Origin of the sequence: Actinoplanes sp. CA-030573, from assembly GCF_050951115.1 — a bacterium.
Lineage (GTDB): Bacteria > Actinomycetota > Actinomycetes > Mycobacteriales > Micromonosporaceae > Actinoplanes.
The window spans coordinates 8603381-8626237 of sequence record NZ_CP192038.1; the positions used below are offsets into that span (position 1 = coordinate 8603381).

A 22857-nucleotide genomic window follows, 5' to 3' on the forward strand; every position below is an offset into this window, starting at 1 on the left:
TCTCCCACGCCGCGCGGCTAGCTCCCTCATAGCTGGTGAGCGATCAGAGCGAACAGGAGGTACGCCGTGGGCACGGCGAACACGATCGAGTCGAGCCGGTCCATGATTCCGCCGTGCCCGGGCAGCAGGTTGCTCATGTCCTTGATGCCGAGGTCGCGCTTGAGCATCGACTCGGCCAGGTCGCCGGCCACCGCCACCACCGAGATCACCGCGCCGAAGAGCAGGCCCCAGTACGACGGGATGTCGAGCAGGAAGTACAGCAGCAGGGCGCTGCCGATGGCCGACGCGCAGATCGAGCCGGCGAACCCCTCCCAGGTCTTGCCGGGGCTGATCGACGGCGCCATCTTGTGCTTGCCGAGGAAGACGCCGGCCGCGTAGCCCCCGGTGTCGGAGAGCACGATTGCCAGCAGCGTGCAGAGAATGCGGTACCGGCCGTCGCCGGCCGGGTCCGGCTGCTGGAGCAGGATCGCGAAGCTGAGCAGGAACGGCACGTACACCGCGATCATCAGTGTCGCGGTGAAGTCCCGCTTGATCGACTTGAGCCCGTCGGCCAGGCGCCACACCACGGCGGCCACGATGGTCACGGCCAGGGCGACGAGGAGCGAGTCGGGACCGTCGTGGTACGCCAGGCCGATCATCAGCAACGTCCCGGCCAGCAGCGGGATCAGCGGCGGCTCGGCGCCGGTCTTCCGGATCGCCCGGGTCATCTCCCAGACGCCGAGGCCGGCCGCCACCGCGATCAGCCCGAGGAAGGCCGGCCACCAGACGAACAGGGAGCCGAGCACCACCAGGATCAGGCCGACCCCGACCGCGATGGCGGCGGGAAGGTTGCGACCCGCGCGCGACTTCCCCGATTTGTCGGACTTGCCGGTTTTTCCGCTTGCGCGACGGCGCCCGGGCCCGCGCTTGGCGGGCTCGGGCGTCTCTTCTTTCTCCACGGGCGGCACTTCACCCAAGTGCTGCGGGCGGAAATCCGCATAGCCGTATGACGCCGGCACGCTCGTGTCGTCGCCGGAGGTCTCGCCGGCCCGCGGATCGAGGTATGACATCAGACCTCGAGCAACTCGGCTTCCTTGTGCTTGACGAGCTCGTCGACCACGGACACGTAGCGGTGCGTGGTGTCGTCGAGCTCCTTCTCGGCGCGGCGGACCTCGTCCTCGCCCGAGTCACCGTCCTTGACCAGCTTGTCCAGCTGCTCCTTGGCCTTGCGGCGGACGTTACGGATGGCCACCCGGCCCTCCTCCGCCTTGCTGCGCGCGACCTTGATCATCTCGCGGCGCCGCTCCTCGGTCATCTGCGGCAGGTGGATCCGCAGCTGGGTGCCCTCGTTGTTCGGGTTCACCCCGAGGTCCGAGTCGCGGATCGCCCGCTCGATCGGGCCGAGCTGGCTGGCGTCGTACGGCTTGACGATGACCATGCGCGGCTCCGGGACGCCGACCGAGGCCATCTGCGTCACCGGAGTGGGCGCACCGTAGTAGTCCACCACGATCTTGGAGAACATCGCCGGGGTGGCCCGCCCGGTGCGGATCGCGGCGAACTCCTCCTTGGCGTGCTCGACCGCGCTCTCCATCTTCTCTTCGGCCTCGAAGAGGGTTTCGTCGATCACCGGCTCTTCTCGCCTCCTTGCTGTGCTCGGTGTGCGGGGATTGCGGGGCTCAGGCGGTGATCAGGGTGCCGATCTTGTCGCCGCTGACGGCACGGACGATCGTGTCATCACCCTCGGCGCCGAAGACCAGCATCGGAAGCTTGTTCTCCTCGCAGAGGCTGAACGCGGCCTGGTCGGCGACGCGCAGCCCGCGCTGGATGATCTCCTGGAAGGTGGCGGCCTCGAGCTTCTGGGCCGTCGGGTCGACCCGCGGGTCGGCCGAGTAGACGCCGTCGACGCCGTTCTTGCTCATCAGCACGATGTCCGCGTGGATCTCGAGCGCGCGCTGGGCGGTGACGGTGTCGGTGGAGAAGTACGGCATGCCGGCGCCGGCGCCGAAGATGACGGCGCGCCCCTTCTCGAGGTGACGGATCGCCCGCAGCGGGATGTACGGCTCGGCGACCTGGGCCATCGTGATCGCGGTCTGCACCCGCGTCTCGATGCCCTCCTTCTCCAGGAAGTCCTGCAGGGCGAGCGCGTTCATCACGGTGCCGAGCATGCCCATGTAGTCGGCGCGGTTGCGGTCCATGCCGCGTTTCTGCAGCTCGGCGCCGCGGAAGAAGTTCCCGCCGCCGACCACGACGGCGACCTGGATGCCGCGGCGGATGACGGTGGCGATCTGCCGGGCGATGCCCTGGACGACGTCGGGGTCGACGCCGACCGCGCCGCCGCCGAACACCTCGCCCGAGAGCTTCAGCACGACCCGGCGGGGCCGCAAGGACGGCGGAGCTGGATCGTCAACCGGAGATTCCTGCTCGGTCACCATCGTCATGAGACCCGCCTTCCCTTCATAGCCCAGCAGAGACCTTATGTGACGGGGAGGCCGGGCGCAGAATCGCGTTCCCGACCTCCCATGCCTACTTCTGGCGGCTTCTTACTCCTGGCCGACCTCGAACCGGACGAACCGGGTGATGGTCAGCCCGGCCTCGTCGGCGATCTGCTTCACGGTCTTCTTGTTGTCGACGACCGAAGCCTGCTCGAGGAGGACGAAGTCCTTGAAGAAGGAGTTCACCCGGCCCTCGACGATCTTGGGCAGCGCCTTCTCGGGCTTGCCCTCCTCCTTGGCGGTCTCCTCGGCGATGCGGCGCTCGGAGTCGACGACCTCGGCCGGCACCTCCTCGCGGGTGAGGAAGCGCGGGCGCATGGCGGCGATCTGCATGCCGATGCCCCGGGCGTCCGCGTCGGCGGCCTCGTCGGTCTTGCCCTCGTACTGCACGAGGATGCCGACCTGCGGCGGCAGGTCCTGCGCCTTGCGGTGCAGGTAGACCGCGACGTTGCCGTCGAGGTTGACGAAGCGGTTCAGGACGATCTTCTCGCCGATCTTGGCCGAGTACTCCTGGATCGTGTCCGCCACCGACTTGCCGTCGGGCAGCGTGGCCACCGACAGCGCGGCGGCGTCGGCGGCGTTGATGCTCGCGCCGAGCTCGACGAGCTGCTGGCCGAGGGCGACGAAGTCGGGGGTCTTGGCGACGAAGTCGGTCTCGCAGTTGAGCTCGAGCAGCGCCTTCTCGAAGTGGCTCACGATGCCGTTGGCGGCGGTGCGCCCGGCCCGCTTGCCGACGTCCTTCGCACCCTTGATGCGCAGGAACTCGACGGCCTTGTCGAAGTCGCCCTCGGACTCCTCGAGCGCCTTCTTGCAGTCCATCATGCCGGCACCGGTCAGGTCGCGGAGCTTCTTGACGTCCGCGGCGGTGTAGTTAGCCATGACTCTCTCTTTACTCGGCGGGGACGGTCTCGGCGGTGGCGGGAGCGACCTCGGCCTCGGCGGCGGGGGCGGCCTCGGCAGCCGGAGCGGCCTCGGCGGCCGGAGCGGCCTCGGCGGCCTTCTTCTCGGCGCCCTCGTACAGGTCGCGCTCCCACTCGGGCAGCGGCTCGCCGGCGGCGACGGTGCCGACCTCGGGCTTGGTGTCCTCGCCGCCGCGGTTGCGGCCGGAGCGGGCGATGAGGCCGTCGGCCACGGCGCTGGCCACGACCTTGGTCAGCAGCTCGGCGGAGCGGATCGCGTCGTCGTTGCCCGGGATCGGGAAGTCGACCTCGTCCGGGTCGCAGTTGGTGTCGAGCACGGCGATCACCGGGATGCCCAGCTTGCGGGCCTCGTCGACGGCGATGTGCTCCTTCTTGGTGTCGACGACCCAGATCGCCGACGGCACCTTGGTCATGTCACGCAGACCGCCGAGGGTCTTGGTGAGCTTCTCCTTCTCGCGGGAGAGCTGGAGGGTCTCCTTCTTGGTGTACCCGGCGGCGGTGCCGCTCAGGTCGCCCAGGGCCTCGAGCTCCTTCATCCGCTGGAGCCGCTTGTAGACGGTCTGGAAGTTGGTGAGCATGCCGCCCAGCCAGCGGTGGTTCACGTACGGCTGGCCGACGCGGGTCGCCTGCTCGGCGATGGCCTCCTGCGCCTGCTTCTTGGTGCCGACGAAGAGGATGTGGCCACCCTCGGCGACGGTGTCACGCACGTAGCTGTACGCCTTCTCGATGTAGTCGAGCGTCTGGCGCAGGTCGATGATGTAGATGCCGTTACGCTCGGTGAAGATGAAGCGCTTCATCTTCGGGTTCCAGCGCCGGGTCTGGTGCCCGAAGTGGACACCGCTCTCCAGCAGCTGACGCATGGTCACGACGGCCATGGTGGGTTGCTCCCTGCAGTCCCTGGTTGTCACGCCCACCGGCGGTGGGCGTCCTGGCGCCCGGTCGCCGGCCACAGTCGGACCCGGGCTCCGCCATTCGCGAAGATCGAGACCAGGGAGGGCCGTCGCTGCCTGGCCTTACCGACCTGACAGAGGGCACGCGAGGTCGACCGCGCGTAGCGGTCGCCGAGAACCAAGCATACGCCAGGTTTCCGCCGTCGTTTTCTGTGGGGTTTTCGACCCTTTCAGGAGGTTGCGAGGCCGGCGGCCACCAACAAGATCAAACCAGCCGGGAGGTACGCCACGGGCGGGCGCAACCAGCTCTCGCGGGTGATCGTGCCGCCGCGCGCGATGGCGAAGAGCCCGATGCCGGTCAGCGTGAAGCCCAGCGTCAGGAGGACGGCCGGGACGATGCCGTGGGGCGTGGGGTCGCCAGTGAACGTCTGATCGATCAGCAGCCGGACGACCGGGATCATCAGGACGACCATGACGATCGCCACCAGGAACGACGTGACCGGTCGCCGGGAGTGGTAGACGTTCTCCTTCGGCGCCGGGATCGGCGGGACCAGGGCGGTCGGCTCGCTCACCGGGGCCACCTGCTGCTCGCCGCCAGTCGGCCGAATTGTCGGATATTCCGGCCCGCGCACCGGGATGGATTGGCTGCCCGTCGTCGCTATCGGGTCGGTCAGCGCGTACGGGTTGGATGCCGGTGCGACCGCCGGCCGCTGCTCCGGCAGGCGGAACGCGCCGCTCGGACGCTCGTGGATGCCCGAGTCGTAGACGCCCGGATCGGTGGACCGGGCATATTGGCCCAGCCCCTTGCCCTCGTACCAGCTCGGCTCGTCGTCGGCCGCGTAGCGGTGTCCTTCCACGATGTCGCACGGTAAGTGACCTCGGTCTCCGATGCCACCGCTGAAGCCATAACACACCGGAACGGCTACAGAGCGGTTTTCCACTGTCGCGCTCCGTCCACAAGCCGGCAAGATTTTCCGGCACGGCCGCCCGAAGAGGTCCACGGTTGTGCCCCATGACGACCGAAAGACAAGCACTCGGCGCGTACGGCGAGAAGGTCGCCGCCGAGCATCTGCAGGAGCAGGGCCTGGTGGTCCTCGACCGCAACTGGCGCTGCCCCGACGGCGAGATCGACCTCGTGCTGCGCGACGGCGACACGGTCGTCTTCTGCGAGGTGAAGACCCGCAGCGGCGACCGTTTCGGCTCACCCGCCGAGTCGATCACCGCCCGCAAGGTCCGCAAGCTGCGCCACCTGGCCGCCCGCTGGCTCGACGAGACCGGCGTGCACCCGGCCACGCTGCGCTTCGACGTGGTCGAGGTCCTCCCCCAGCGCCGCGGCGCGCCCAAGGTCGCCCACACCCGCGCGGCGTTCTGATGAGCTACGCGCGAGTCCTCTGCGTCGGCCTCGTCGGCGTCTCCGGCCACCTGGTCGAGGTCGAGGCCGACCTGGCGCCGGGCCTGCCCGCGGTGGTCCTGACCGGCCTCCCCGACACCGCGCTGCACGAGGCGCGCGATCGCGTACGGGCGGCGGTCGTCAACTCGGGACAAACCTGGCCCAACCGCCGGATCACCGTCAACCTGCTGCCCGCCGACCTGCCCAAGCACGGGAGCAGCTTCGACCTCGCGATCGCGGCCGCCCTGCTGGCGAGCGCCGGCGAGCTGCCCACCGACCGGCTGCAGAAGGTCGTCCTGCTCGGCGAGCTGGGCCTCGACGGCGCGGTGCGCCCCGTGCGCGGTGTGCTGCCGATGGTCGCCGCCGCGGTCCAGGCGGGCGTGACCCGGGTGATCGTGCCGCTGGAGAACGCCTGCGAGGCGACCGTGGTGCCCGGCGTGACCGTCCATGCGGTCGACACGCTGCGCCGGCTGGTCCGGTTCGTCCACGGCCACCAGGTCCTGCTCGACCCCCCGCCGGTCTCCTCGGCGCCGGCGGCGCCCGGCCCCGACCTCGCCGAGGTCGCCGGGCAGCAGATGGGCCGGTACGGCCTGGAGGTGGCGGCGGCCGGCGGGCACCACCTCGCCCTCTTCGGCCCGCCCGGCGCGGGCAAGACGATGCTGGCCGAGCGCCTGCCCTCGATCCTGCCCGAGCTCGACGACGACGCGGCCCTGGAGGTGACCGCGCTCCACTCGATCGCCGGCGTGCTGCCACCGGGCGGCCAACTGCTCCGCCGCCCGCCCTACCAGGCGCCGCACCACAGCGCGAGCATGGCCGCCCTGATCGGCGGCGGCAGCGGGCTGGCCCGGCCCGGTGCGCTGTCGCTGGCTCATCGCGGGGTGTTGTTCCTCGATGAGGTGGCCGAGATGTCGGGGACCACGCTGCAGGCCCTGCGCCAGCCGCTGGAGAACGGGCACGTGATCCTCGCGCGCGTCCGGGGGACGACCGAATATCCGGCCCGGGTGCAACTCGTGGTCGCGGCCAACCCGTGCCCCTGCGCCTCGCCGGCGGGAGATCAGCACTGCTCCTGCTCGGCGTACGCCCGGCGCCGTTATCGCGCCAAGCTCTCCGGCCCGCTGCTCGACCGCATCGACATCCGCCTGACGCTGCATCCGATCAAGGCCGCCGACCTGGTGGGAGTGGACGGCCCGGCGCCGTCGTCCGCGATGGTGGCCGAGAAGGTCGGCCGGGCGCGCGCCGCCGCCGCGGAACGCTGGGCCGCCCGGGGATGGCGGGTGAACGCCGAGGTCCCGGGCTCGGAGTTGCGCAAGCCGCCGTGGCGGTTGCCGCCCTCGGACACCACCGACCTGCGCCGCGCCGTCGATCTGGGCCTGCTGTCGGCGCGCGGCTTCGACCGTGTGCTGCGACTGGGGTGGACCATCGCCGACCTCGACGGGCGTGAAGTTCCCACCCGGGCGGACATCGGCGAGGCGATCCAGTTACGGATGGGAGAGTCGCATGAGTACGCCCGGTAGCGACGAAGATCGGGCCGCGCGGGTCGCGCTCACCACCCTGGCCGAGCCCGGTCACCGGGAGGTCTGGGCGCTCGTCGAGGAAGTGGGCGCTCCGGCGGCGCTCGAGCGGCTGATGCGTGGCGACACGCCGGACGCGACGCTCAATGCGGCGGTGCGGTCTCGGAAAGCGGGGATCGATCCGCGGCGGATTGCCGAAGCCACGATGCGGCGGGCCGAGCGGCTGGACGCGCGCATTGTTGTGCCGGCCGACGACGAATGGCCGTACCGCGTGGACGAATTGGCCTTGTTGGAACTGGAGAGCGCGGGGCGGATCAATCGGCATGTGCGGCCGCCGCTGTGCGTCTGGGTGCGAGGCGGGTGGCCGCTGGGTCCGACGCTCGAACGATCGCTCGCGGTGGTGGGTGCGCGGGCCGCGACCGGCTACGGGATCGAGACGACGACCGAGATCGTGTCGCGGCTCGCCGAGGAGAACTGGGCGGTCGTCTCGGGCGGCGCGTTCGGGATCGACGCGGCGGCCCATCGCGCGACGCTGGCCGCCGGAGGGATCACGGTGGCGGTGCTGGCCTGCGGGGTCGACCGGCCCTATCCGGCGGGCAACGCGTCGCTGTTCGATCTCATCGCCGACACGGGGCTGCTCATCAGCGAGTGGCCGCCGGGGTCGGAGCCGCTGCGGCACCGGTTCCTCATCCGGAACCGGGTGATCGCGGCGGCGACGGCGGGGACGGTGCTCGTCGAGGCCGGGGCCCGCAGCGGGGCCATGCAGACGATGAACCGGGTGCTGGCGCTCGGGCGGGTCGCGATGGTCGTGCCCGGCCCGGTGACCTCGGCGATGTCCGTCGGGTGTCACGAGATCCTGCGCTCGCGACCCGACGCCACGCTGGTCACCAACGCGTCGCACGTCCTGGAGGCGGTGGGGCGCATCGGCGAGTACGGGGTGGAGCCGCCCCGCGGTCCCGAACACCGGCGTGATTCGCTCGACGAGGAGTCGGCGCTCGTGCTGGAGGCGGTGCCGGCGCGTGGCTCGGCCACCACCGAGCAGCTCGCGGCCAGGGCCGGCCTGGACGTGCGCACGGTGCTTCGCCGGCTGTCCCTGCTGGAACTGGCCGGTCTGATCGAGCGCCGCGAAGGCGAGATCGCCTTGCGCCGGCGTACGGAGGCGGCGCCGTGAGCCCCCACGACTCCCGGTCGCCGCCGCGCCGCCTCGCCCTCAGTCCTCGGAGTCGTCCAAGTCGCGCCGATGGACCTTCATCCACGCCTCGACGTCATCGGCCAGCCACACCTTGCCCTGCGCCAGATCGGCCAGCGGCTTGGGGAAGTCGGCCCGACTGGTGATCTGGTACGCACGCTGCCGGCTGACCCCGCCAAGCCGGATGCGGATCTCGTGCGCGCCCATGAGCCGGATCGGTTTCACTGCCACGTGATCGACCGTAGGCGTGAGACTATTAGTCAGTCGCCAACTTGATAGAAGACAGGTTGTCTCATGAAACCTATACTGAGCCCATGACTAGGCGTCGCCGGGCAACCGAGCCGGTCCCCACAGCCCCCACCCATCGCCGAGACGCGCTGACCCTTTGGCGACGCTGCACGTGCGGCCTGGCCTGGCCGTGCGTCGACCGCAAGCTACCCGCCAAGCCACGACCGTTCCCCGCGCGGCCCGCCACACCGTCGCCCGCGGTCGTCTTCTACCTCGCCTCGGTCCAGCCCAGGCCACCACGCAGTGCGACCCCGTTCCCCACGGTCATCGACTACCTGGCGGCGGTCCCGTTCCCGACGTTCGTCGGCCTGACCGCCGTGCGCCCACTGCCACGCCTGTCGGACGCCCCGGTACCCCGATGGTCGCGCCCCGCCCATCCCGCGGCCGGCACCGCAAAGCCACTACCACCCAGCGCCCGGACCGGCTTTCCCGCCGATCCGGGCCCGCCGGGCGGACTGAGGCGCACGCCGGCCGCACCGGCGACCGCGCTGTCAGGACCGGCGGCCACGTTGGCAGGACCGGCGGGCACGTCGGCCAGACCGGCGGGCACGTCGGCCAGACCGGCGAGTGCGCTGGCGGGCCGGCGACCGCGCCGGGCGGGCCGGCGTGCGGGGCTTGCGTGCCGGGCCGCACGGGGGTCGACGCGGTCGCCTCTGGTGCGGTGAGCAAACGGAAGGCGAACGCGTCGGATGGGGGCGGCAATGAATCGAGGCGGACCATCGCGGCAGGTCGTGCCGCGCCAGCGGAGCCGCGGTCAGGGCCCTGGGTTGCTTGCCGGGGTCGGTCGCCCTCCCCAGGTGTGCTACCCGCCTGAGGCCTGCCTTTCGTCCGGAGTCGGCATCCTCGCCGACGTCAGCGGGCGACCGAGGACACCAATGAGAACCGTGGTCGGGCGAATCGAACACCTGCACGCGCGACCCGGCTGGGACTGCCGGGTCTGCAAGCAGCCGTGGCCGTGCCCCACCGCCAAGGCTGACCTGCGGCTGGAATTTCAGCAGTTTCCGTCGGTACTGAGGATCTATCTGTCCAGCCAGATGTATGACGCCCTCGGGGACCTCATAGCTCATGGAGAGACGGAGCCGGCCGACTTCTATGAGCGGTTCTTGTCGTGGGCTCTCCGGTAAGAGCAGGCTCGCCTCTGTAGACACCCACCGCTGTGCGTCCGCCGCTGTCTGAACGCGGCCCCCAAGTGAGCGCGCCCCGGCGAGGGCGCGAAACCATGCGAGCACGCCGCGGTGCAAGCGCGAGCCAATCCGGAGCGCGACCCAAGCGAGCGACCCACGCGAGACCCATGCGAGCACGCCGCGGTGCAAGCGCGAGCCAATCCGGAGCGCGACCCAAGCGAGCGACCCACGCGAGACCCATGCGAGCGCGACCCCAAGCGAGCGACCCAACGCCAGTGTGACCTCATGCGAGCGCGACCGTGCAATGCGGTGCGTTGAGGCTCGAAGCAGTTCGGCGCAGCGCGATGCGGCGCCGCGCGGAGGTGGCGGTCGGACTGGGCTGGGCTGGGCTCCGACTCTCGAGGCGCTGGCCGGCCTGACAGGGCGGGCTTTCGCGCTCCGAGGCGGTCACCGCTGGTCTCCCGGCAGCGGTGGAACGGGCGACGGCCGGACCGCGCACCAGGCGCTTTCGCGACCCTACGAGCGATCGACTGACCGTCGCCCGCCCTGCCGCCCGATCAAGTCTGGGCCTTCTCAGTGCGGCAGTTGTATTATACGGACGTGCCTACATACGTACAATATGATGGAGCATCGTGGCCACGTAAATTGAGGGACATGATCGATCCCTCCGCGGACCGAGCAGTCTTCCGCCAACTGGCCGACCTGCTCCGCAACCAGATCGAGTCGGGAGAGCTGGGCCCCGGCGAGCCACTGCCCAGCGAGCTGCGCCTGGCACAGGAATACGGCATCAGTCGCACCACCGTCCGCCAGGCGATCGGGCAGCTGCGCACCGAGGGCCTGGTCACGGTCGACCGTCCGCGCGGGACATTTGTGCGCGTGCCGGAGCCGACCGAGCTCGTGACCCTGGGCCGCGGCGAGCGAGCCGGCGCCCGCATGCCGACCGACGCCGAGCGCCGGAAGTATCGCCTGGGCGAGGGCGTGCCGGTGCTGGTCGTCACCGCGACCGACGGCACGGAGACCGTCCACCCCGCCGACCGCGTGCAGCTGACCCGGCCGTAGAAGCGCACCCGCGGAAAAGCGGCGCTCGCCGAGGACGGCCGCGCAGGCCCGGCGGCTGGTGATCGGCATGACGGTCCGGCTCGGGCCGGAAGAACTTGAAGCGGCAACCTCGCCCCGCCGGGCGGGCTCGGACGGAACACGGCTGGACGGGCGCTACGCGGGGAGGTTGCCATGGGTCGACCCTAGGGTGGGGGTACGACAGAAACGCGGCCTCAGAAGATGCGGTAGCGCGCCTGCGACAACGTGAACCCGCTGCCCGAATCCAAGTCCTTGCAGGTGAGGCCGGTGCTCGCGCTGTCGCACTCCACGGAGCCGGATCGGACGCCCGTTCCGTACGCCAAAGTTTCCTTCGATGTTCCGATGAGCGTGTCGCCGTGGCAGAGGACCCGGGCCTTGCCGTTGCCCAGCCGGACGGCGCCGCCCCAGTCGAGCTCGCAGGCGGCGGGCTTGTCCGGCCATAGGAACGTCGCTTTGACTATGTCGCAACGCACCGCAGAATCGTCCAGGTAGCAGTAGATGTTCTTGGACGGGGTGTTGAAGTAGGACTGCGACACCTCGGAGACCGAGAACGATGGCGGAGGCGAGGCCGGTCCACCCATGCCGGCGTGGGCGGACAGCGTCGGCTTCGGCGTCACCGGGTCGCTCGTGCCGCCGGCGTCGCAGCCGGCCGCCGCCGTCAGCGCGACGACGGTGCCGGTGCGGGCGACGGCGGTGCCGATGCGGGCGACGACCGCGCCGGCGCGGCCGACAACGACGCCGGTGCGGGCGACGGCGGTGAGCAGGGCGCGGCGGTTCGGGTTCATAGTGAGGCGCAGTTTATGGACGAGGCACAAGACCGCGGATCGAGGGCGATGCACGAGCGGCTCCCGGTCGCGATGCGGGATGCGGTCGACGAGTTCGGGCGCCATCTCGCCCGCGTCGACAACCGGTCGCAACACACCGTGCGTGCGTACGTGGGCGACGTCGTCTCGCTGCTCGACCATGCGGCCGAGAGGGGATGCGCCGCCCCGGCCGATCTGGACATCTCGGTGCTTCGAAGCTGGCTGGCCGCGCGCATGCGATCGGGCGCCGCACGGACGTCGCAGGCACGCCGAGCCGCCGCGGCCCGGACCTTCACCGCCTGGGCTCATCGCGCCGGGCTCGTCCCCGCCGATCCGGGGGCACAGCTGGCCAGCCCTCGCGCTCACCGGGACCTGCCGAACGTGCTTCGCGCCGACCAGGCCGCCGCGCTGATAGAGAGCGGCGCTCAAGCTGGGAGAAGCGCCCAAGACGGAAGCGGCGCTCAAGACGGAAGCGGCGCCCAAGGTGGGAGAGGCGCCCAAGGTGGGAGAGGCGCGAGAGCTGAGAGCCACGCGAGCGCCAGGCAAGGCGGGGACGGCGGGCACAGCGGCAGCGGCGGCGCGAAAGACGGGAGCGGCACGCAAGGCGGGACCGCCGAGGAACTCCGGGATCGCGCCGTCCTCGAGTTGCTCTACGCGACCGGCGTACGCGTGAGCGAACTCTGCGGCCTCGACCGCGCCGACCTCGACGAGTCCCGCCGGGTTGTGCGTGTCTTCGGCAAGGGCGCCAAGGAGCGGGCCGTCCCCTATAGCCTCCCCGCCCAGCATGCGCTCACCGCCTGGCTGCGCCACGGGCGGCCCGCGCTCATGACGCACGCCAGCCTGGACGCCCTCTTCCTCGGGGTCAAGGGCGGCCGGCTCCAGCAGACGGTCGTCCGGCGGATCGTCGACGCCGCCGCCAAGCGCGCCGGGCTGCCGCACACCAGCCCGCACGACCTGCGGCACTCGGCCGCGACGCACCTGCTGGACGGGGGCGCCGACCTGCGCGCCGTACAGGATCTGCTCGGTCATGCCTCGCTCTCGAGCACGCAGATCTACACGCATGTGTCCACCGAGCGCCTCCGGGCCGCCTTCAAACAGGCCCACCCCCGGGCATGACACCGTACGATCGAGGCGTGAGCGCCGGAGACCCGCCCGCACCCCTGCCCGGGGCCCGCCTCCTGTTCTCGCTGGACCCGGCCGTTTCCTATCTCAACCACGGCTCCTTCGGCGCGGTTCCGGTCGGCGTGCAGCGCGTCCAGCAGCGACTGCGCGACGAGATCGAGGCAAATCCGCACAAGTTCTACACCCAAGGCATGCTCGACCGGGTCGTCCACACCCGACGGCACCTCGCGGCCTTCCTCGGCGCCGACCCCGACGGCAGCGCGCTCATGCCGAACACGACCTCGGCGATCTCGCTGGTGCTGCAGTCGGTGCGGCTCGAGCCGGCCGACGAGGTGCTGCTCACCGATCACGGTTACGGCTCGGTCGCGATGGCCACCCGCCGCCAGTGCCGCCGGCTGGGCGCGACGGCGCGGACCGTCGCGCTGCCGCTGGGCGCCTCCGACGCCGAGGTGACCTCGCGGGTGCGAGCGGCGCTGCGGCCGGGCCGGACCAAACTGCTGATCATCGACCAGATCGCTTCGGCCACGGCGGCGACCTTTCCCGTACGCGCGATAGCCGCCGCCGCCCGCGAGCAAGAGATCCCGGTGCTGGTCGACGCCGCGCACGTGCCCGGCATGATCCCGGTCGACGTCACCGCGATCGGGGCCGACTTCTGGGTGGGCAACCTGCACAAGTGGGCGTTCGCGCCGCGCGGCACGGCCCTGCTCGCGGTCGCTCCCCCGTGGCGGCGGCGGATCGAGCCCCTGGTCGTCTCGTGGGAGCAGGACGAGGGCTTCCCGCTGTCGGTGGAGTACCAGGGGACGCTCGACTACACGCCCTGGCTGGCCGCGCCGACCGGGCTCTTCACGCTGCGCACCCTGGGCTGGGACGCGGTCCGCGCGCACAACGCCGCGCTCGTCGGCTACGGCCAGCGCGTGGTGGGCGCGGCGCTCGGCGTGGCCCCCGGCGACCTGCCGCAGCCGACCGACCCGACGACCGCGATGCGCGTGATCCCGCTGCCGGCCGGCCTCGCGACGACCGCCCCGGAGGCGGTGGCGCTGCGCCTGCTGATCTCCGACAAGCTGGCCACCGAGACCGCCGTGAACGCCTGGGGCGGCCGCGGCTGGCTGCGGCTGAGCGCCCAGGTCTACAACCGCCCGGACGAATACGATCGCTTCGCCGAGCGCCTGCCCCCGCTGCTGGCCGGCCTTCAACGCTGACCGCCGAGGGGCAGCAGACGGACCCGGCCGAGCCCGAGGAGGACCAGGGGATCGAGGTAGAGGCGGCCGCGCCGGAGACCCCAGTGCAGGCACGCGCCGGCCGGGCAGCCGGGATGGCCGGCGTCGAGCAGACCGAGCGGATCGCCGCGCGCGACGTGAGCGCCGACCGCGACGGTGGCGGACACCGGCTCGTAGGTCGTGCGTAGCCCGCCGGCGTGGGCGACGCTGACGACACCCCGGCCGGCGACGGTGCCGGCGAAGACGACCGTGCCGGCCCCGGCCGCGCGCACGACGGTCGAGGGGGCACCGGCCAGGTCGACTCCGCGGTGACCGGCCAGCCACGGCTGCGGTGGCGGGTCGAATCGCCGCACGACCCGGGCCGGAGTCAGCGGCCAGCCATAGCCGGTTTCACCCGGTCGAGGGACGGCAAGACGCCCGAAATGTCCATGGCCGAGCGGGACGAAAGCCACGAAGCCCGCCGGCCCGGCCGGGACCAAAGGCGCCGCCGGGACGAAAGGCGCCGCCGGGACGAAAGGCGCCGCCGGGGCCGACAGGAGCAGCGCGACGAGGAAAGGCAGAGCGACCGGCATGGCCGACACCATGCCGCAAACGCAGGGCCGCCGCGACCGCCCCTGTGGACAGCCGAAAAGCTGTGGAGAACCCGGCCGTCAGCCGCCGAAGCCGGCGTCGTCCGGCAGGGAGATGTCAGGCTTCTCCAGCTCCTCCACGTTGACGTCCTTGAAGGTCATCACGCGGACATTCTTGACGAACCGAGCCGGCCGATACATGTCCCACACCCAGGCGTCGTGCATCTCGACCTCGAAATACACCTCGCCGTCCGAGTTGCGCACGTGCAGGTCCACCTGGTTGGCCAGGTAGAACCGGCGCTCCGTCTCCACCACGTAGGAGAACTGGCGGACGATGTCGCGGTACTCCCGGTAGAGCTGCAGCTCCATCTCGGTCTCGTACTTCTCGAGATCCTCTGCGCTCATCGCTTCTCGCCCTCCATGGCCTCATCTTCCCCCACCGACGGCGACGGCTGAGGCTGGTCGCCCGACGCCACGCCGACGGTACCCTCACCAGCGCCCGGAAGCACCGGCGGCTCGGCCATGGATGCATCGGACAGGCCGTCGAACAGCGAGGCCGCCTCGATCACGGCCGGGCGCCGCGCCCGGGGTGGGCGGTTGCCCCGGCCCGAGGCCGCGGCGACGTTCACGTACGAGAAACGGTGCTCGGCGCACGGCCCGTGCCGGGTGAGCGCCGCGCTGTGCTCGTCGGTGATGTATCCCTTATGCACGGCGAACCCGTAGTCGGGGAACCGGCTGTCCATCTCCACCATGATGCGGTCCCGGGTGACCTTGGCCAGCACGCTGGCGGCCGCCACGCAGGCCGCGACCCGGTCGCCCTTCCACACCGCGAGGCCGGGGACGCCCAGGCCGTCGACCGGGAAGCCGTCGGTCAGCACGTACTCCGGTGAGGTCGACAGCGACACCAGCGCCCGCCGCATCGCCGCCAGGTTGCACACGTGCAGGCCGCGGGAGTCGACCTCGGTGGCCGGGATGATCATGACGGACCAGGCCAGCGCCCGGTCGACGACCTCGGCGTAGACCCGCTCGCGCGCGGCCGGGGTCAGCAGCTTGGAGTCGGCGAGCCCGGGCACCTCGCCGCGCTTGCCCTCGGGCAGGATCGCGGCCGCGGCCACCAGCGGACCGGCACAGGCGCCGCGGCCGGCCTCGTCGGCGCCGGCCACGAAACGGAAGCCGCGGCGCTGCAGGGCGCGCTCGAGGGCGTAGATGCCGCCCTCCCGGCGGACGACGGTGCGGGGTGGCGCGAGCATCAGCTGACCACCTCCGTGAGACCCCGCAACAGCCGGGCCAGCGTACGGGGAAAGATCTGCTCGGAGCTCGCCTCGATCTCCTCGGCCGACCACCACCGATGCTCCGTGATGGTCTGCTGCTCGTCCTCGTCCATGCCCGCGGTGTCGATCTGCCACTCGGCGACCCGCAGCAGGAAGAAGTCCTGATCCTGGCGGTAGGCCCGCTCCCGGTAGCTGAACTCGGTCACCTCGTGCCACACGGGCTCGCCCAGCTCGGCCGGGTCCACCCGCAGGCCCGTCTCCTCGGCGAGCTCGCGGGCGGCGCCCTCGGCGGGCGTCTCACCCTCCTCGATGCCGCCGCCCGGGGTGAACCACCAGCGTTCCCCGGGACGGGCCGGGTCGCCGCCGTGCAGCAGCAGCGTGCGGCCGGCCCGGTCGACGAGCAGCACGCGCGCGGCACGGCGGTCGATCTGGGTCACGCATCAAGCCTATTGCGCCCGGGGTGGATCTATCGAGCGGGTGCTACTTTGCCGCCGTCGCGTCGGGAATGTCGTCGAAGCCCGACGGCACCGAGAGCCACGTCGCCCGGCTGACCGGCCAGAACACGGTGAAGGCACGGCCGATCACCGAGTCCTCGGGGATGGTCGCCTCCTGGATGTCGCTGGTCTCCTCGTAGTGCTCGAGGGAGTCGCCGGAGGCCGAGCGGTGGTCGCCCATCACCCAGAGCCGGTCGTTCGACACCGTGATCTTGAACTTGCGGTCGGCGGCCGGGTCCTGGTTGCCGTCGGCGTCCTTGTAGATGTACGGCTCGTCGAGCGAGTGGCCGTTGATCATCAGGCGTTCCTGCGCGTCGCAGCACTCGACGGTGTCGCCGGGCGTGCCGATGATGCGCTTGATGAAGTCTTCGCCCTCGGCGCCGGACTGCCAGTCCGCCGGGGCCTTGAAGACGATGATCTCGCCGCGGCGCGGGTCGCGGAAGTCGTAGACGAGCTTGTTGACCAGCACCCGGTCCAGCACGTTGAGGGTGTGCTCCATCGAGGGCGACGGGATGTAGAACGTCTGCAGGACGAAGGCGCGCACGAGAACGGCGACGAGGATCGCCACCCCCAGCAGGATCGGAAGCTCGCGCCAGAAGGAGCCGCGGCGCTTGGTGGTGGGCTGCTCGTCAATCACGAACGGAGCCTACGTCGCCGGGTCACGAAGAGCAGTCCGGAACGCGCGGATAGCGCGGCACTAAACAGAATCGGGAGGACGAAAGCGTCAGCGGCCGGGTCGTCCCGGCGCACCGGAACCCGCCCCTCGGCGGCCGCGGTCGGGTGGTCGGCGGCGTATGTCTTCCACACATCCGGAACGGAGAGGCTGGTGAAGCGACTGCTGGGCCAGACGATGACGAACGCGCGCCCGATGATGTTCTTGATCGGCACCGGACCCTGGCAGCGGGCGTCCTGCGAGACGGCGCGATGGTCGCCCATGACGAACATCTCACCCTGCGGGATGGTGATCTCGGCGAACCGGCGGCTGGTGCACTGCGTCGGGTTCGGCGGCTGGTTGAGATCGGAGTTGTAGCCGTCGGCGATGTACGACTCGTCGATGCCGACCCCGTTCACGGTGATCCGGCCCTTGTCGTCACAACAGGCGACCTTGTCACCGGGCAGGCCGATCACTCGTTTGATGAAGTCGCGCTCACCCGGACGGCTGACGCCGACAAGATCACCGATGGTACGGCCGAGCTTGGCCCCGAAGCTGTTGCTGACCGGCTCGGTCACCTCGGGCGCCCAGTTGTCGGTGCCGCGGAAGACCACGATCTCGCCCCGCACCGGGTCGCGCAGGTCGTAGACCACCTTGTTGACCAGGACCCGGTCCTTCACCAGCAGCGTCTTCTCCATCGACCCGCTGGGGATGTAGAAGGCCTGCACCAGGAAGGTGCGGATCAGGACGGCCAGGCAGAACGCCACCACCAGCAGCAGCGGCAACTCCTGCCATAGGGGCATCTCCTTGCGCCGGATCATCGAGCGCCGTCGCCGCTCGGACGGCCGATAGCCCTGCATCGGTTCCACGCTTCGCATCTCCCGCCGCCGCCGACCCGCCGAACCGCTCCGGAAACAGCGCTAATCCCTCTGAATACAGAGCTACCGCCCGAAAGTACGGGCGGTAGCACTGGAAGGGTTCACATTGATCCCATCCGGCACAAGAGCAAGCGTAGTTCCCCCAGCGCCGGAATCGATAAGGATCAGACGGTCTGCTTCTCCCGAAGCTCCTTGATCTTGGCCTTCTTGCCCCGCAGCTCGCGCAGGTAGTAGAGCTTGGCGCGCCGCACGTCACCGCGGGAGACGACCTCGATGCGGTCGATCGCCGGGCTGTTGATCGGGTAGGTCCGCTCGACACCGACGCCGAAGCTGATCTTCCGGACCTTGAAGGTCTCGCGGAGGCCGGCGCCCTGGCGGGCGATCACGACGCCCTGGAACACCTGCACACGGGAACGGTTGCCCTCCACGACCCGGGCGTGCACCTTGACGGTGTCACCGGCGCGGAAGGAGGGAAGGTCGGTGCGCTGCGACTGGGCGTCGAGAGCGTCCAGCGTGTTCATCGCTGCATCCTCGTCGTGCTGAGGCGCATCGGGAGTTCGATGCGCGAGGTGGGTACTTCTGATCTCCTTACGGGGATCCTCGTCCTCACTCCGCGGCGCGGAGGGAAAACGGCAACCTCACTACTCTGCCACATCCGGCGGCGTGATCCGAAATCCGGCCTCGTCCAGCGTCTTCCTGTCCGCTTTGTCGAGAGCGTCGGCCGGGTACCCGGCCATCAGGTCCGGTCGCCGGGCGGCGGTCCGCAGCAGGGACTGGTCGCGCCGCCAGCGGGCGATCTTCCCGTGGTCACCGGAGCGGAGCACCTCGGGCACCGGACGGTCGCGCCACACCGCCGGCTTGGTGTACATCGGGGCCTCGAGCAGCCCGTGGGCGTGCGACTCCTCGTCCAGCGAGGCCGCGTTGCCGAGCACGCCGGGCAGCAGCCGGGTCACCGCTTCCATGATCACGATGACCGCCACCTCGCCGCCGAAGAGCACGTAGTCCCCGAGCGAGATCTCCCGGACCGGCATCCGCTCCGCCGCGTCGTCGATCACCCGCTGGTCGATCCCCTCGTACCGGCCGCAGGCGAAGATCAGGTGGTCGAGCGCGGCGAGCTCGTGGGCGTCGGCCTGGGTGAACCGCTTGCCGACCGGGGACGGGACGATCAGGGTGCCCTCGCCGACGGCGTCGAGGGCCTGGCCCCACGGCTCGGGGCGCATGACCATGCCGGGGCCGCCGCCGTACGGGGTGTCGTCGACCGTCCGGTGCACGTCGTGCGTCCAGGTACGCAGGTCGTGCACGGTCAGGTCGAGGGCGCCGGTGGCCCGGGCCTTGCCGATCAGCGACAGCTCGAGCGGAGCCAGGAACTCCGGAAATATCGTGATGACGTCGACGCGCATGCTCAGAGGTCCAGCAGGCCCTCGGGCAGGTCGACCACGATCTTGCCGCCGGTGACGTCCACGGTCGGCACGAGCGCGGTGACGAACGGGATCAACGCCTGCCCGCCGCCCGATTTGTCGAGAACAATGAGGTCCGACGCCGGCGCGTGGTCGATCCGGGCGACGGCGCCCAGGTCGGAACCGTCCGTGGTCACCACGCGCAGCCCGACCAGCTGGTGGTCGTGGAACTCGTCCGGGTCCGACGGCGGCTTCAGGGAGGAGCTCTCGACCTGGAGCAGCACACCGCGCAGGGCCTCGGCGATGTTGCGGTCGTGGACGCCCTCGAACTGGACGATCCCGCGGCCCTGGTGCCAGCGCACGGACTCGACGACCAGCGACGGCGGCACCTGGTAGACGACGCCGGGAGCCGCCGCCGGCCCGGAGCTCACCCGGCGGTCCCGGGGGACCTCCGTGACGAACTCCGAGCCCGCGACGAAACGCTCTTCCGGCTCGTCGGTCCGCACGGAGACCGAGACCTCGCCCCGGATCCCGTGCGGCTTTCCGATCTGGCCGACTACAAGAAGCATCGGTCAGTAGGCGTCGACGATGTCGACGCGGATGCCGCGCCCACCGATCGAGCCGATGACCTGCCGCAGGGCCTTCGCCGTCCGCCCGCCGCGCCCGATGACCGTTCCCAGATCCTCCGGGTGCACGCGAACCTCGAGCCGCTTGCCGCGGCGCGAGTCGACGAGCCGGACCCGGACGTCGTCCGGGTTGTCGACAATGCCCTTGACGAGGTGCTCCAGCGCGGGCCGGAGCGCCCCGTCAGCTCGCGTCGGCGCCGGCAACGGTCGTTCCCTCAGCCTGGACAGCGCCGGCACCGGCGGGGTCCTCTGCGGTCTCGGCGACGGCCTCGCGGTTGGGCTCGGCGGCCTCGACGGTCCGGGTCTCGGTCGGCTTGGCCTCGGCGGCCTCCGGCGCGGCGGCCGGCTTCGACTCGGTCTTCGCCGACTTCTTCGGGGTGGCCGGCTTGGTGTCGGCGACGCCCGCGGCCGACTTGGCCTCGGCCTCGTACAGCTCGGTGCGGCTCTTCTTCTCCGGCGCCACGAGCAGCGGCGGCGGCGCGGGAAGGCCCTTGAACTGCTGCCAGTCGCCGGTCTTCTCCAGCAGGCGCTGCACGGCCTCGCTCGGCTGGGCGCCGACCGAGAGCCAGTACTGCACGCGCTCGGACTTCACCTGGATGATCGAGGGGTCTTCCTTCGGCTGGTAGATGCCGACGTACTCGATGGCACGGCCGTCGCGCTTGGTGCGCGAGTCGGCGACGACGATGCGGTACTGCGGGTTGCGGATCTTGCCCATCCGCAGGAGCCGGATCTTAACGGCCACGGTGTTTTCGCTCCTGATGACTGCGTGAGTTTTGAGGCTGGGACCCACGTGGGGATGCGGGACCGTGGCCTCGGGGATGGCAACGCGCTCAGGGTTAGAGGGCGCCTCACGCGTGCCAAGCGAATCCATTCTGCCAGACCGGGGCGGCCGGCTCCCAATCGGCCCCGAATTAGGCCTTGGGCCGGTCCCAACCGGCGGGCACGGTCGCGGGTACCGGCCAGGCGGGGTCGGGGCGGAAGTCGGTCCAGGTGCCGTCGAAGGGGAACTCGGCCGCCTCGGCCTGCTTGATCACGCGGCGGCCCTCGGCCCAGACCGCTTCCTCGTCCGGCACCCAATAGTGCCCGGGGACGGCCAGGCGCTCGGCGAACTCGTCCTCGTCCTTCCACTCCCAGGTGTGGTCGCGGTGCACCACGACGTCGAGGTCCTGGTCGGTGACGTCGACCCCGCCGATCGGGCCGTCGTCCCAGCGGGCGGCGCGCTCCTCGAGATTCACGTACCAGTCGGTGAACTCGCCGCTGTCGTCGCGGAAGAACCAGACCGAGTGGTCCGCGTCCGGCGGGATGAACTTGAGCACGCCCGGGCCCTGCCAGCGGCCCGGGACCGGGCGGTGCGGCAGGGTCGCCCACTCGGCGAACGGCATCTGCCGGATGCGCCGGCCGTCCGGCGCCACGAGACCGATCACCGCGGTGCCGCGGGCCAGCCACAACAGCAGCCCGCGGTCGTCGTCGGAGATCACCCGGCAGGGCCGGACCGCGCTCAGCTCGCCGCCCGAGAAATTCCGGTAGAGGATCGTGCGGCCGGGAGCGAAGCGCATCAGTACGAGCGGGCCAGGTAGGCGATCAGGCCCGGTTCCTCGTCCGAGTCGGGCATCGTGCCGTCGTCGCGGGTGAGGCAGCGGACCGTGACGGCCTTGCCGTTCGCCTCCTTCTCCCCCGCCTCGCCGATCGCCGACCACGGCACCCGGGCCCAGCCGGTCTGGGCCGCCTCGATCGCGTCGCCGAGCGTCTTGACGTCGACCGTGCGCTCCTCGCGAAACGCCAGCGCGTCGTCGTAGAGGCGCTGCTGGTCGGCCTTGAGCGCGGAGGTCACCGCGCCGACGAGGTCGCCGATCGGGATCGGGGACTTCGAGCCGTCCACGCGGCGGGCCACCGTCACGTTGCCGGAGGCGAGATCGCGCGGTCCGACCTCGACCCGGATCGGTACGCCCTGCAGCTCGGCGTCCACGGCCCGGCGGCCGAAGGGGATGTCGGCCCGGTCGTCGAGCTTCACCCGTACGCCCGCCGCCTTGAGCTCGTCGCGCAGCTTGGCCGCCGCCTCGGTGACGCCCTCGCCCGCCTTGACCACCATGACCTGCACCTGGATCGGCGCCAGGCGCGGCGGAAGCCGCAGGCCGTTGTCGTCGCCGTGCACCATGATCAGCCCGCCCATCATGCGGGTCGAGGTGCCCCACGACGTGGTCCAGGCGTGCTCGACCGAGCCGGCCGCCGACGAGTACGTGATGTCGAACGCCTTCGCGAAGTTCTGCCCGAGCTCGTGCGAGGTGCCCATCTGCAGCGCCTTGGTGTCGCCCATCATGGCCTCGACGGTCATCGTGTTCGTCGCGCCGGCGAACCGCTCACCCCTGGTCTTGCGGCCGGGGATCACCGGTACGGCCAGGATCTCCTCCATGAACGCCTGGTACACGTTCTTGTGGATGTCACGCGCGTGCTCACGGGCGTCGGCCTCGGTGGCGTGCGCGGTGTGGCCCTCCTGCCAGAGGAACTCGGTCGTGCGCAGGAACGTGCGCGGGCGCAGCTCCCAGCGGACCACGTTCGCCCATTGGTTCAAAAGCAACGGCAGGTCACGGTACGAGTCGACCCACTTCGCCATGAACTCGCCGATGACCGTCTCGCTGGTCGGGCGTACCACCAAGGGCTCCGCGAGCTGCTTGCCGCCCGCGTGGGTGACCACCGCGAGCTCGGGCGAGAAACCCTCCACGTGGTCGGCCTCACGGCGCAGGTAGCTCTCCGGGATGAACAGCGGGAAGTACGCGTTCTGCACGCCCGCTTCCTTGATGCGCGCGTCCATGTCGGCCTGCATGCGCTCCCAGATGGCGTAGCCCGTCGGCCGGATCACCATGGTGCCCCGGACCGGGCCGTTGTCGGCCAGCTGCGCCTTGGCGATCAGGTCCTGGTACCAGCGGGGGAAGTCCTCCGCACGCGGAGTGAGCACTCGAGCCATGAGCCA

27 protein-coding genes are annotated in these 22857 nt (G+C 70.8%); 6 read left to right on the top strand and 21 right to left on the bottom strand.

Annotated elements, in window-relative coordinates; all coding sequences use genetic code 11:
• Positions 1–26: 26 nt before the first annotated feature.
• From ACQP2F_RS39695 to ACQP2F_RS39720, 6 genes are all read right to left on the bottom strand, one after another.
• Complete coding sequence (locus tag ACQP2F_RS39695; protein ID WP_433296931.1) at positions 27–1049, bottom strand: phosphatidate cytidylyltransferase; 1023 nt, start codon at positions 1047–1049, stop codon at positions 27–29.
• Positions 1049–1606 carry a ribosome recycling factor gene (gene frr / locus ACQP2F_RS39700; protein WP_433296933.1) on the bottom strand — a complete coding sequence of 186 codons (558 nt, stop codon included), beginning with the start codon at positions 1604–1606 and terminating at the stop codon, positions 1049–1051. Before frr ends, ACQP2F_RS39695 begins: the two co-directional genes overlap by 1 nt.
• A 49-nt stretch (positions 1607–1655) precedes the next feature.
• Positions 1656–2417: a UMP kinase gene (gene pyrH / locus ACQP2F_RS39705; protein WP_433296935.1), complete on the bottom strand. Its 762-nt coding sequence runs from the start codon at positions 2415–2417 to the stop codon at positions 1656–1658.
• Positions 2418–2519: 102 nt separating this feature from the next.
• Entirely contained in the window at positions 2520–3350 is an 831-nt protein-coding gene (tsf, locus tag ACQP2F_RS39710) for a translation elongation factor Ts (RefSeq protein ID WP_433296937.1), read from the bottom strand.
• Positions 3351–3360: 10 nt separating this feature from the next.
• The gene (rpsB, locus tag ACQP2F_RS39715) at positions 3361–4266 is read right to left on the bottom strand and encodes a 30S ribosomal protein S2 (RefSeq protein WP_433296939.1); all 906 of its coding nucleotides are present in this window, start codon (positions 4264–4266) and stop codon (positions 3361–3363) included.
• 245 nt (positions 4267–4511) lie between these two features.
• Positions 4512–5138 (bottom strand): hypothetical protein, encoded by a 627-nt coding sequence (locus ACQP2F_RS39720; RefSeq protein ID WP_433296942.1) that lies wholly within the window; start codon positions 5136–5138, stop codon positions 4512–4514.
• 155 nt (positions 5139–5293) lie between these two features.
• Here ACQP2F_RS39720 and ACQP2F_RS39725 point away from each other — a divergent pair, with 155 nt between their 5' ends.
• From ACQP2F_RS39725 to ACQP2F_RS39735, 3 genes are read left to right on the top strand one after another with little or no spacing between them, the layout of a single operon-like run.
• Positions 5294–5653 (top strand): YraN family protein, encoded by a 360-nt coding sequence (locus tag ACQP2F_RS39725; protein WP_433296944.1) that lies wholly within the window; start codon positions 5294–5296, stop codon positions 5651–5653.
• Entirely contained in the window at positions 5653–7185 is a 1533-nt protein-coding gene (locus tag ACQP2F_RS39730; RefSeq protein WP_433296946.1) for a YifB family Mg chelatase-like AAA ATPase, read from the top strand. Before ACQP2F_RS39725 ends, ACQP2F_RS39730 begins: the two co-directional genes overlap by 1 nt.
• On the top strand, positions 7169–8353 hold the full coding sequence (locus ACQP2F_RS39735; RefSeq protein ID WP_433296949.1) for a DNA-processing protein DprA: 1185 nt from the start codon (positions 7169–7171) through the stop codon (positions 8351–8353). The genes ACQP2F_RS39730 and ACQP2F_RS39735 overlap by 17 nt, the downstream gene beginning before the upstream one ends.
• Positions 8354–8392: 39 nt before the next feature.
• Here ACQP2F_RS39735 and ACQP2F_RS39740 read toward each other — a convergent pair whose 3' ends face one another.
• Positions 8393–8578, bottom strand: a complete 186-nt coding sequence (locus tag ACQP2F_RS39740; protein WP_203780320.1) for a DNA-binding protein — start codon at positions 8576–8578, stop codon at positions 8393–8395.
• Between the two features lie 1859 nt (positions 8579–10437).
• Between ACQP2F_RS39740 and ACQP2F_RS39745 the strand changes: the two genes are divergently transcribed.
• A complete protein-coding gene (locus ACQP2F_RS39745) occupies positions 10438–10842 on the top strand; it encodes a winged helix-turn-helix domain-containing protein (protein ID WP_433296952.1) in 405 nt (134 codons plus the stop codon).
• 212 nt (positions 10843–11054) lie between these two features.
• Here the strand turns inward: ACQP2F_RS39745 and ACQP2F_RS39750 are convergent, their stop codons facing one another.
• Positions 11055–11645: a DUF6636 domain-containing protein gene (locus ACQP2F_RS39750; protein WP_433296954.1), complete on the bottom strand. Its 591-nt coding sequence runs from the start codon at positions 11643–11645 to the stop codon at positions 11055–11057.
• Between the two features lie 48 nt (positions 11646–11693).
• Here ACQP2F_RS39750 and ACQP2F_RS39755 point away from each other — a divergent pair, with 48 nt between their 5' ends.
• Together ACQP2F_RS39755 and ACQP2F_RS39760 are read left to right on the top strand one after the other, a co-directional pair.
• A complete protein-coding gene (locus ACQP2F_RS39755; protein WP_433296956.1) occupies positions 11694–12779 on the top strand; it encodes a tyrosine recombinase XerC in 1086 nt (361 codons plus the stop codon).
• A 17-nt stretch (positions 12780–12796) separates the two neighbouring features.
• The gene (locus ACQP2F_RS39760) at positions 12797–13984 is read left to right on the top strand and encodes an aminotransferase class V-fold PLP-dependent enzyme (RefSeq protein ID WP_433296958.1); all 1188 of its coding nucleotides are present in this window, start codon (positions 12797–12799) and stop codon (positions 13982–13984) included.
• On the opposite strand, the gene ACQP2F_RS39765 is transcribed toward ACQP2F_RS39760, so the two are convergent.
• From ACQP2F_RS39765 to proS, 13 genes are all read right to left on the bottom strand, one after another.
• Positions 13975–14355: a murein hydrolase activator EnvC family protein gene (locus ACQP2F_RS39765; RefSeq protein ID WP_433296961.1), complete on the bottom strand. Its 381-nt coding sequence runs from the start codon at positions 14353–14355 to the stop codon at positions 13975–13977. The two genes, ACQP2F_RS39760 and ACQP2F_RS39765, sit on opposite strands and share 10 nt — an antisense overlap.
• Before the next feature lie 297 nt (positions 14356–14652).
• Complete coding sequence (locus ACQP2F_RS39770) at positions 14653–14976, bottom strand: DUF2469 domain-containing protein (protein WP_014447123.1); 324 nt, start codon at positions 14974–14976, stop codon at positions 14653–14655.
• Positions 14973–15821, bottom strand: coding sequence for a ribonuclease HII (locus ACQP2F_RS39775; RefSeq protein WP_433296964.1), 849 nt, complete (start codon positions 15819–15821; stop codon positions 14973–14975). Before ACQP2F_RS39775 ends, ACQP2F_RS39770 begins: the two co-directional genes overlap by 4 nt.
• Complete coding sequence (locus tag ACQP2F_RS39780) at positions 15821–16279, bottom strand: NUDIX hydrolase (RefSeq protein WP_433296967.1); 459 nt, start codon at positions 16277–16279, stop codon at positions 15821–15823. The genes ACQP2F_RS39775 and ACQP2F_RS39780 overlap by 1 nt, the downstream gene beginning before the upstream one ends.
• A 43-nt stretch (positions 16280–16322) precedes the next feature.
• Complete coding sequence (gene lepB, locus ACQP2F_RS39785) at positions 16323–16973, bottom strand: signal peptidase I (protein ID WP_433296969.1); 651 nt, start codon at positions 16971–16973, stop codon at positions 16323–16325.
• A complete protein-coding gene (lepB, locus tag ACQP2F_RS39790) occupies positions 16970–17866 on the bottom strand; it encodes a signal peptidase I (RefSeq protein WP_433296972.1) in 897 nt (298 codons plus the stop codon). The genes lepB (ACQP2F_RS39785) and lepB (ACQP2F_RS39790) overlap by 4 nt, the downstream gene beginning before the upstream one ends.
• A 164-nt stretch (positions 17867–18030) precedes the next feature.
• The gene (rplS, locus tag ACQP2F_RS39795; RefSeq protein ID WP_433296975.1) at positions 18031–18387 is read right to left on the bottom strand and encodes a 50S ribosomal protein L19; all 357 of its coding nucleotides are present in this window, start codon (positions 18385–18387) and stop codon (positions 18031–18033) included.
• Between the two features lie 120 nt (positions 18388–18507).
• Positions 18508–19266 carry a tRNA (guanosine(37)-N1)-methyltransferase TrmD gene (gene trmD / locus ACQP2F_RS39800; protein ID WP_433296977.1) on the bottom strand — a complete coding sequence of 253 codons (759 nt, stop codon included), beginning with the start codon at positions 19264–19266 and terminating at the stop codon, positions 18508–18510.
• Between the two features lie 2 nt (positions 19267–19268).
• Positions 19269–19832, bottom strand: a complete 564-nt coding sequence (gene rimM, locus ACQP2F_RS39805) for a ribosome maturation factor RimM (RefSeq protein ID WP_433296979.1) — start codon at positions 19830–19832, stop codon at positions 19269–19271.
• A gap of 3 nt (positions 19833–19835) precedes the next feature.
• A complete protein-coding gene (locus ACQP2F_RS39810; RefSeq protein WP_014447131.1) occupies positions 19836–20093 on the bottom strand; it encodes an RNA-binding protein in 258 nt (85 codons plus the stop codon).
• Complete coding sequence (gene rpsP, locus ACQP2F_RS39815) at positions 20071–20631, bottom strand: 30S ribosomal protein S16 (RefSeq protein ID WP_433296983.1); 561 nt, start codon at positions 20629–20631, stop codon at positions 20071–20073. The genes ACQP2F_RS39810 and rpsP overlap by 23 nt, the downstream gene beginning before the upstream one ends.
• 169 nt (positions 20632–20800) lie before the next feature.
• The gene (locus ACQP2F_RS39820; RefSeq protein WP_433296985.1) at positions 20801–21445 is read right to left on the bottom strand and encodes a DUF402 domain-containing protein; all 645 of its coding nucleotides are present in this window, start codon (positions 21443–21445) and stop codon (positions 20801–20803) included.
• Entirely contained in the window at positions 21445–22851 is a 1407-nt protein-coding gene (gene proS, locus ACQP2F_RS39825; RefSeq protein ID WP_433296987.1) for a proline--tRNA ligase, read from the bottom strand. The genes ACQP2F_RS39820 and proS overlap by 1 nt, the downstream gene beginning before the upstream one ends.
• Between the last annotated feature and the right edge of the window lie 6 nt (positions 22852–22857).

What these genes read in the sequence shown, in the direction of transcription:
- ACQP2F_RS39695 (WP_433296931.1), bottom strand. Translation starts at nt 1,049, where the DNA reads ATGTCATACCTCGATCCGCGGGCCGGCGAGACCTCCGGCGACGACACG.
- pyrH (WP_433296935.1), bottom strand. Translation starts at nt 2,417, where the DNA reads ATGACGATGGTGACCGAGCAGGAATCTCCGGTTGACGATCCAGCTCCG.
- tsf (WP_433296937.1), bottom strand. Translation starts at nt 3,350, where the DNA reads ATGGCTAACTACACCGCCGCGGACGTCAAGAAGCTCCGCGACCTGACC.
- rpsB (WP_433296939.1), bottom strand. Translation starts at nt 4,266, where the DNA reads ATGGCCGTCGTGACCATGCGTCAGCTGCTGGAGAGCGGTGTCCACTTC.
- ACQP2F_RS39725 (WP_433296944.1), top strand. Translation starts at nt 5,294, where the DNA reads ATGACGACCGAAAGACAAGCACTCGGCGCGTACGGCGAGAAGGTCGCC.
- ACQP2F_RS39730 (WP_433296946.1), top strand. Translation starts at nt 5,653, where the DNA reads ATGAGCTACGCGCGAGTCCTCTGCGTCGGCCTCGTCGGCGTCTCCGGC.
- ACQP2F_RS39735 (WP_433296949.1), top strand. Translation starts at nt 7,169, where the DNA reads ATGAGTACGCCCGGTAGCGACGAAGATCGGGCCGCGCGGGTCGCGCTC.
- ACQP2F_RS39740 (WP_203780320.1), bottom strand. Translation starts at nt 8,578, where the DNA reads ATGGGCGCGCACGAGATCCGCATCCGGCTTGGCGGGGTCAGCCGGCAG.
- ACQP2F_RS39745 (WP_433296952.1), top strand. Translation starts at nt 10,438, where the DNA reads ATGATCGATCCCTCCGCGGACCGAGCAGTCTTCCGCCAACTGGCCGAC.
- ACQP2F_RS39750 (WP_433296954.1), bottom strand. Translation starts at nt 11,645, where the DNA reads ATGAACCCGAACCGCCGCGCCCTGCTCACCGCCGTCGCCCGCACCGGC.
- ACQP2F_RS39755 (WP_433296956.1), top strand. Translation starts at nt 11,694, where the DNA reads ATGCACGAGCGGCTCCCGGTCGCGATGCGGGATGCGGTCGACGAGTTC.
- ACQP2F_RS39770 (WP_014447123.1), bottom strand. Translation starts at nt 14,976, where the DNA reads ATGAGCGCAGAGGATCTCGAGAAGTACGAGACCGAGATGGAGCTGCAG.
- ACQP2F_RS39775 (WP_433296964.1), bottom strand. Translation starts at nt 15,821, where the DNA reads ATGCTCGCGCCACCCCGCACCGTCGTCCGCCGGGAGGGCGGCATCTAC.
- lepB (WP_433296972.1), bottom strand. Translation starts at nt 17,866, where the DNA reads ATGCGAAGCGTGGAACCGATGCAGGGCTATCGGCCGTCCGAGCGGCGA.
- rplS (WP_433296975.1), bottom strand. Translation starts at nt 18,387, where the DNA reads ATGAACACGCTGGACGCTCTCGACGCCCAGTCGCAGCGCACCGACCTT.
- trmD (WP_433296977.1), bottom strand. Translation starts at nt 19,266, where the DNA reads ATGCGCGTCGACGTCATCACGATATTTCCGGAGTTCCTGGCTCCGCTC.
- rimM (WP_433296979.1), bottom strand. Translation starts at nt 19,832, where the DNA reads ATGCTTCTTGTAGTCGGCCAGATCGGAAAGCCGCACGGGATCCGGGGC.
- ACQP2F_RS39820 (WP_433296985.1), bottom strand. Translation starts at nt 21,445, where the DNA reads ATGCGCTTCGCTCCCGGCCGCACGATCCTCTACCGGAATTTCTCGGGC.
- proS (WP_433296987.1), bottom strand. Translation starts at nt 22,851, where the DNA reads ATGGCTCGAGTGCTCACTCCGCGTGCGGAGGACTTCCCCCGCTGGTAC.